The sequence below is a fragment of the Flavobacterium sp. genome (genome assembly GCF_046155325.1).
GTDB lineage: Bacteria > Bacteroidota > Bacteroidia > Flavobacteriales > Flavobacteriaceae > Flavobacterium.
The window spans coordinates 1-8,158 of record NZ_JBJXDQ010000029.1 but is presented as its reverse complement, the minus strand read 5'-3'; the positions used below and the strand labels follow the sequence as shown (position 1 = coordinate 8,158).

Sequence of the window (8,158 nt, the reverse complement as noted above, 5' to 3'; positions counted from 1 at the left end):
ACAGGAGTACCACCATTGCTGATTACAACAATATCTGTTGATTTGGATTGACCAGGAAAAGTATCTGGACCATCACCTGTTGTTGTCCAGTTAGCAGCAGTTGCCCAATCAGTAGAAGCACTTCCGTTCCAGGTAAAGGTTTTAGTACAAGCAGTATTTACTGTAATGGTCATTGTAGCTGTTGAAGCACACTGACCTGCGTCTGGTGTAAAGGTGTACACGGTAGTAGCCGCATTATTTAATGCTGGAGACCAAGTTCCTGTAAAACTATTGTTAGACGTTGTTGGCAAAGCCGATAAACTTACTCCTGCACAAATGGTAGCCACTTGAGTAAAAGTTGGTGTTACAGGTGAATTTACCACAATGGTCATTACAGCTGTTGTAGCACACTGACCTGCAGTTGGTGTAAAGGTGTACTCGGTAGTTGCCGCATTATTTAATGCTGGCGACCAAGTTCCTGTAAAACTATTGTTAGACGTTGTTGGCAAAGCCGATAAACTTCCTCCTGAACAAATGGCAGCCACTTGCGTAAAAGTTGGAATTACAGCTGCATTTACCGCAAAATTCCCCCCAGTTGTTGAAGCTCCTCCCAAAGTAGTCGTAACTACTACTGCTCCAGAGGCAATTGGCCCAGCAGGAAGAGTAGCCGTTATTTGAGTTGCACTATTAACGACATAGCTGGAGCTGGAAACAGCAACACCATTAATGGTTACTGTTGTAACTCCTACGAAGTTAGTTCCTGTAATAACTAAAGTAGTCCCTGCACAACCTTCTGTGATAGCAGTTGTTCCATTACTAGTCAAACTAGTAATTGTTGGTTCACTAGAGGACACATTAGTAGTAAGATTCAAGGTGGCGGTATTACAGCCAGTAACATAAGTGTAGGTTCCAGTAGCAGTATACGTTTGGCTATTGAGTGCCCAAGTATAAGAACCAGTTGGTTCTGCTACTGTTTCACTTCCAGTTGTTGTTAATGGATTAACTGTAATGGTCATTGTAGCTGTTGTAGCACACTGACCTGCAGTTGGTGTAAAGGTGTACTCGGTAGTTGCCGTATTATTTAATGCTGGCGACCAAGTTCCTGTAATACCAGTTGTATTTGTAGAGGTTGTTGGCAAAGCCGATAAACTTGCTCCTGAACAAATGGCATCCACTTGCGCAAAAGTTGGTGTTACATTTGGATTTACCGTAATGGTCATTGTAGCTGTTGAAGAAGCACACTGACCTACAGCTGGTGTAAAGGTGTACTCGGTAGTTGCCGTATTATTCAAAGCTGGAGACCAAGTTCCAGTAATTCCATTGTTAGAGGTTAATGGCAAAGCCGATAAAGTTGCTCCAGAACAAATGGCAGCCACTTGCGTAAAAGTTGGAGCTACACGAGTACCACAATTCCAAGCACCAACATCCTTACCATCAGATCCAAAAGCTATAGGAGTAGCATCTCCAGAAGGTGCAACCTTAAATTTAACTTTCCCACTAGTATCGTCATAAGCTAAGCCAGACGAGACAACTCCAGTAGTATTTACAGTTGAATTGGTATTAGTCACATTAGCACTAATCTTTTGAGCAAGTGATTTAGTCAGAGTTGAATTTATACTAGCCAAAGAACCCCAGTCACCTGCGGCAGCAACATTAGTATTCAATTTATTATCATAAAATAAGGAATTAGATACATTTGTTGTTCCAGCATCTGTTCTAATTACTCCATAATCTTGGTTTGTACTTCCTGTAGTATTTTGAAAAAAGGTGCAATTGTTCGCATTAACAACACCACCAGCGACCCACAAAGCAGCAGCATTAATATTAGCAGTAGCACTTGTTGTACTATTTTTATAAAAAGTACACCTAGTTAGTGTAACATTAGTACCAGCACCGATACCAATAGCACCACCTTTTGATAGGGCAGTATTTTCTTTAAAAAGGCAATCGGTAATAGTTACAGTAGTACTACTAATAAAAAGAGCACCACCACCTGTCGTGACAGTTGATACCAAGCTATTTCCTTCAAACCTACAATTTTCAAAATTTATAGTATTAGCTTGATTGCTTAACAATACTCCTCCACCTGTTCCTGTTGAACCAGTCGCCCCGGTAAATTTGATGTTTTTAAAAGTTACATTTTGACTTGCCGTACTAACAGTATTATTAGTAAACATTCTTACAGCACCAGCAGTACCCGTTAAAGTTGATCCTCCTGCATCACCCTCTATGGTGTACGCGAAATTTTTATTTAAAGATTGACCTGAAGCAGGAACATTTCCCACAACCCTTAAAATATCGCCTGCTGAATTTATTTGAACGAAAGCTGTAGTAAAACTACCAAAAGCATTAGCTTGACTTGAACCATCACCAGTTCCTGAAGCGGCTGAAGCAACCCAGATCGTCTGTTGAGAATACAAATTGCCCACTAAAAATAGAAGGCATAAAGTATAGAAAATATTTTTTTTCATAATCGATTTTTTTTAATTATATTTAGTTTAAAATTTATTATACAAATAAAAATTAGTGACCCTTGAGAGTTCATTAAGATCTAATTGTTGTCCTGAGGTTTGCCCAGGTAAAGTATCGATACCAGCAATTCCTGTTTTTGTCCAGTTGCCTGCAGTAGCGCAGTTTTTAAAGAAACTTCCGTTCCAGTTAAAGGAGTCTTGCGCCATTGCCATATTGGCAAAGAGGCAACAAAATAACGTGAGTAGGGTCGTTAATACCCATTTTGGTTTTTTGTAAGAATAGAAATTCTTTTTCATAAATTATTTGGTTTTTTTGGTTAATAGTATCGGAAACTCTTCCCAATTTTTTTGCTTAGGGTGTACCTAAAATTTATTTTCGACTGTTTTTTTTAAACAGCGTTTTTTAATAATTCTTTTTAGTGAGACACTTTGGTTTTGACTCGGGGTGACCTCGATAAAATACAAATAGGTTGTATTGACTTTACAACTTTTAAACTTTCGAACAACTCCCCTTAATTTTCCTTAATGGTTTACGTCTTTGTGAATTTTGCTTTAGAGGTTTAATTTTTCACACAGCGTCCTACAAGACATTATTTTTTAAATTGAGCTTGAGGTTATCCGTAAAATGCAAAATCAGCAATCGATCCACACTGATGAATTCCTCTTTTTAAGTTAGTTTATAACTACGTTTTTTAAGATTTATTTTTTGACAAATAAAGCTAGCGAACATTAATAATTCATTAATAATTCATTAATAATGAATTATTAATGAAAAAATAAATTAATAAATTAAAAAAAAGGCTGTTTTTTTATTAATTTAGCAGTCTGTTGCAGTCTATTCTTTACTAATTTTGCAGGTTTTTGGGCTTTTTCATCATTTTTCGGATTTATATGGAAAACCCCATTTTTAAACAAAATATTCCATTAAATTGAAATATTTTTTTTGGTTTATCGGCTAAAATTTTGAAATAACTTTATACTGCATCCTACGTCATCTATTTTTTCATATTTAGGTAAAGATGCTCTCCATAAAGTAATTGGTTTTTCAAAAAAATTAATTTGCCGGTTCTACTCTATAGCGTCTATCTATGCTAAGTTTTGTCATTTTTTTAAGGGCTTCATCTGACAAATCCATTTTGTATTCTTTTTTCAATTCTTCCAATCTTGTTTTAAGATTTGAAATCAATGCTGCGTTTGCTGAATTGTTGTACACATTATTTACTTCAAAAGGGTCTTTTTTTAAATCGAACAACTCCCAGTTATCCTTGTCATAGTAATAATGTATTAACTTATAACGTTCCGTTCTTATTCCGTAATGAGGTTGTACATGGTGCCAATACGGATATTCGTAATAGTGATAATAAACGGCATCTCTAAGAGGTTTAGCTTTTTTGTTTTCTAGTACTGGCACAAAACTCTTCCCTTGTATGTCTTTGGGAGTTTCAATACCTGCTAAACTTAACAAAGTGGGGGCGAAATCTATATTTAAAAGCAACTCATTGCTCACCGTACCTGCAGCAATATGGTTAGGATAACGCACTAAAAGCGGCATGTGCAAGGATTCTTCATACATAAACCTTTTATCAAACCAACCATGTTCTCCTAAATAAAAACCTTGGTCCGAAGTGTACACCACTATAGTGTTTTCGGCTAAACCACTTTCATCTAAATACTTTAGCATATCGCCAACAGCATCATCTACTCCTTTTACAACACGTAAATAATCCTTTATATAATGCTGGTATTTCCACTCTTTTCTTTGGGTGTCTGTCATGGTAGCATCTGGCGTCCAAAATTCCCCGTCATTATTACCAAAACTATTCCACACATTAAGTTCTTCTTCTGATAGCCCTTTAGGAGGTTTAATCTTAACATCCTTTCTGTTCATGTGCCCGTCAATTCGCATCCATGCTTCTTTTGCAGCTTCTCTTCCTTTATAATCATCATTAAAAGTAGTTGGATACGGAATGGTAACATCCTCTAGATACTTTTCATAACCAGGTCCGGGCTCCCAAGGGCGATGCGGCGCTTTAAACTGATACATGAGCATAAATGGACTATCCTTTTTTCTCCTGTTTTTTAACCAGTTAATAGCATCTTCTTTAATTACCGCTGTAGAATGTTTTCCTTTTTCTTCAATAATTTTATTTCCTGTAGTTTCAAAAACGGGATCAAAATAAGTACCCTGACCTTCCTTATTAAATAATACTTTATAATAATCAAAACCAGTTGGAGCGGTTCCTAAATGCCATTTACCAATTACGGCTGTTTCATACCCTGCACTTTGAAGTAACTTAGGAAAAGTTTGTTGTGAACTATCAAAATCACCCCCACCTTCATTCTTAAAAAAACCATTTACGTGACTGTATTTTCCTGTGATAATGGAAGCTCTTGAGGGACCACAAATGGAATTGGTACACAACATATTATTAAAACGTACCCCTTCCCTACCGATACGATCTATATTTGGAGTTGGAGCCACTTTGGCCAAAAAACCTTGGTAAGCACTAATGGCGGCCAATGCGTGATCGTCCGTCATGATAAACAAGATATTTGGTTTCTTTTTTGGTGTTTCACTTGTAGGTATAAATGCCTTATTACAACTTATCAATGAAAAAATAAAGACTGTAACTAATAAATAGAAATAATTTTTTGAATTCATGGATTTAATCTAATTAATTGTTTTTATGTTTTTTGTTTGTTAAACTACCTCGGGCAGAGCCCCAGTGGTATTCACCACAAATTACTTCGTCTATTCGACCTTCGGTCTCGGGTCGTGAATTTTTATTTATAATTTGTGAATTTGCGGTAAAAATTCAAAGCAGAGCTTCGAGGAATTAAACCTAAAGAGATTAATTACCATACTCTATTTTATCTCGATCACTTTTTTAAACCTTTCATTTTGGGATGAGCTGCCCAATGTAAATGCAAATTCACCTGACTCAAAAACGAAGCGGTTGGTTGTTACATCCCAATATTTTAATTGGTCTTTGGTAACGGTAAGTGAAATCCTTTTTGTCTCGCCCGCCTTTAATGAGATTCGCGTAAAATCAACCAATTGTTTAATGGGTCTTTTGACTGATGATTTTACATCGGTACAATAGAGTTGAACTACTTCGTCACCATTTAATTTTCCTGTATTTTTAATATCGGCAGTAATCACTATTTTCTCACCACCGTTTGAGATTGATAGTCTACTGTATTTAAAATTAGTAAAACTTAATCCATAACCAAACGGATAAAGCGGCTTTCCACCAAAATACATATAGGTTCGTCCCTTGTATATATCATAATCATCAAATGCAGGTAAATCGTCTGTAGATTTATAAAAAGTAAATGGAAGTCTTCCACCGGGGTTGTAATCCCCAAATAACACATCAGCTATTGCTGTACCGCCACTTTCACCTGGATACCAGCCTTCTACTATTGCAGGAATATTTTCGTCAATCCAATTAATAGCCATCGAACTTCCCGCGATAAGTACCACAATTACATTTTTATTTTCTTTATAGATTTCTTTTAAATAATTTGTTTGATCTAATGGCAGATCTATTGTTTTCCTATCTATTCCCTCTCTTTCTGTTAATTTATTAATACCCAATACTGCAATTACATAGTCACTTTCTCTGGCTGCTTTTAAATCTTCTGCATACTTATCATTATTTTCAACAGTAGGAGTTTCCCAAAACAATTGACAGATTTCATCGTCTCGGTTTACAAAATACTCCAATTTCACCGCATACTTTTTACCTGCTTCCATTTTGCATTCTACCAAATCAGATTTTTCGGGTCTATCAAGCCATTGATCTACAACTAATTTATTATCTAACCAAAACCTGTTTCCATCTGATGAAGTAATTTTTATTTTGTAGGTTCCTGATAGAGCAGGAATAATGTAACCAGTCCACCTGATTGACATTGGTGCATCTGAAATAACAGGGTCTGGAGGTTGGCTCACTGCTTCATAATTTACCATCTTGTCAGTTCTCGTTTTCGGTGTTCCTTTAAGTTCCATGTTATCAAAATATTCTGCGTACAAGCCTTCTTCAGCAGATTTATCATTACTTAGAAATTCAGGTTCAATCAGTACAAATTCTTTGGAAGTGCTTTTCCAGTTAACATGCTTAATTTCAATATTCTTTCCAGCTTTGGCTTTTATACCATCTAATACAGACACTGGTTTAATCACTGCTTTGCCGCTATAATCTCCAAAAACTATATTGGATGCGTTTGGACCAAGTACAGCAATTTTCTTCTTCACATTCTTATTCAGCGGCAAAAAATTATTTGTGTTTTTTAGCAGAACAATCGATTCTCGGGCAGCCTCCAAAGCAATAGATTGATGTTTACTGCTTCCGATTACATCTACTGCTATTTTTGTATATGGATTGTTGTCAATAGGGTCAAAAATCCCTAATTTAAAACGGGAATCAAGCACCCTAAAAGCAGCCTGATTGATAGCTGATTCTCTCACCAGTCCTTCTTTATAAGCAGTCAAAAGATGATTTTTGTAAACATCGTCTCCGCACTCAAGATCAACTCCTGCTTCGATTGCAGCTTTTGCTGCTGTAACTTTACTGTCAACAAAATGATGCCCCCAAATTAAACTGTTAATGGCGCCACAATCGCAAACAACATAGCCATTAAATCCCCATTCCTTGCGTAAAACATCATTTAGCAACCATTTATTTGCAGTAGAAGGCACCCCGTTAATGGCGTTGTAAGAACTCATAATCGACTGTGCCTTTCCTTCTTTAACACCTGCCTCAAATCCTTTAAAGTAGTACTCCCTTAAGGCTCTTTCTGACACAATTGCATTACACCAAAATCGGTTAGAATCTTCATTATTAGCTGCAAAATGTTTTAGTGTAGCCACAACTTTTAGGTATTTTTTGTCTTCTCCTTGCAGACCTTGTACAAATGCCACGCCCATTCTACTGGTGAGAAGCGGGTCTTCGCCATAGGTTTCTGGCGTTCTCCCCCATCTTGGATCTCGAGCCATATTTACAGTAGGCGACCAAAATGTTAATACATCGCTGAAATAACTTTTTTGTTCTTTGCCTTGATTATAAAAATTCCATTTTGCCCTGGCTTCATCAGAAATGACTGTGGCTACATCCTTAATTAGTTTTGGATTCCAAGTAGCTGCGAGTGCTATAGCCTGCGGAAAAACGGTAAATCTGCCAGGACGAACCACACCATGTAATGCTTCATTTCCGTGGTAATATTTCTCCACACCCAAGCGGTCAATGCCTTTGCTTGTGGTAATCAGTAACGAAATTTTTTCTTCGATAGTTAACCTCCCAAGCAAATCATTTATTCTTTCTTCGTTAGAAAGTTTAACATTTCGAAAAGGCAGTTCACTTTGAGCAAAGCAATTTGCCATTAAGAAAAATGTAGTGACAAATATTAAGTTTCGTTTCAGCATAAAATTTTATATTTTCAGATGATTTAACTAAGTAAAAGGAAATAGATGTTGTCCTATCTTATAATGGCAAACCCTAACTAACGACAGAGCTTGTATTGAAAAAAAAAAATACGACATTATTTTAATCACATTACTTACTTCAATTTCTAATTCGGAATTTTAGCATTTTTCCCCCATTCTTTGTTTGGAAGTTCCGACAATTCGAGCCTTAATTCACCACCAGCCATTATTTGTGCGTGAGTTATAAAGGGAGCATCAATTTCAGTATTATTTATAAAAG

At 36.4% G+C, this 8,158-nt stretch carries 3 protein-coding genes and 1 pseudogene; all 4 read right to left on the bottom strand.

Annotation, left to right across the window (positions count from 1 at the left end; translation table 11 throughout):
* Window positions 1–2,450: pseudogene (locus ACKVOD_RS02255) on the bottom strand (beta strand repeat-containing protein); the annotation flags it as partial.
* A gap of 27 nt (window positions 2,451–2,477) precedes the next feature.
* Window positions 2,478–2,747 (bottom strand): hypothetical protein, encoded by a 270-nt coding sequence (locus tag ACKVOD_RS02250; protein ID WP_409207857.1) that lies wholly within the window; start codon window positions 2,745–2,747, stop codon window positions 2,478–2,480.
* A 757-nt stretch (window positions 2,748–3,504) separates the two neighbouring features.
* The gene (locus ACKVOD_RS02245; protein WP_409207856.1) at window positions 3,505–5,112 is read right to left on the bottom strand and encodes a sulfatase; all 1,608 of its coding nucleotides are present in this window, start codon (window positions 5,110–5,112) and stop codon (window positions 3,505–3,507) included.
* Window positions 5,113–5,316: 204 nt separating this feature from the next.
* A complete protein-coding gene (locus ACKVOD_RS02240; protein WP_409207855.1) occupies window positions 5,317–7,836 on the bottom strand; it encodes a glycoside hydrolase family 3 C-terminal domain-containing protein in 2,520 nt (839 codons plus the stop codon).
* Between the last annotated feature and the right edge of the window lie 322 nt (window positions 7,837–8,158).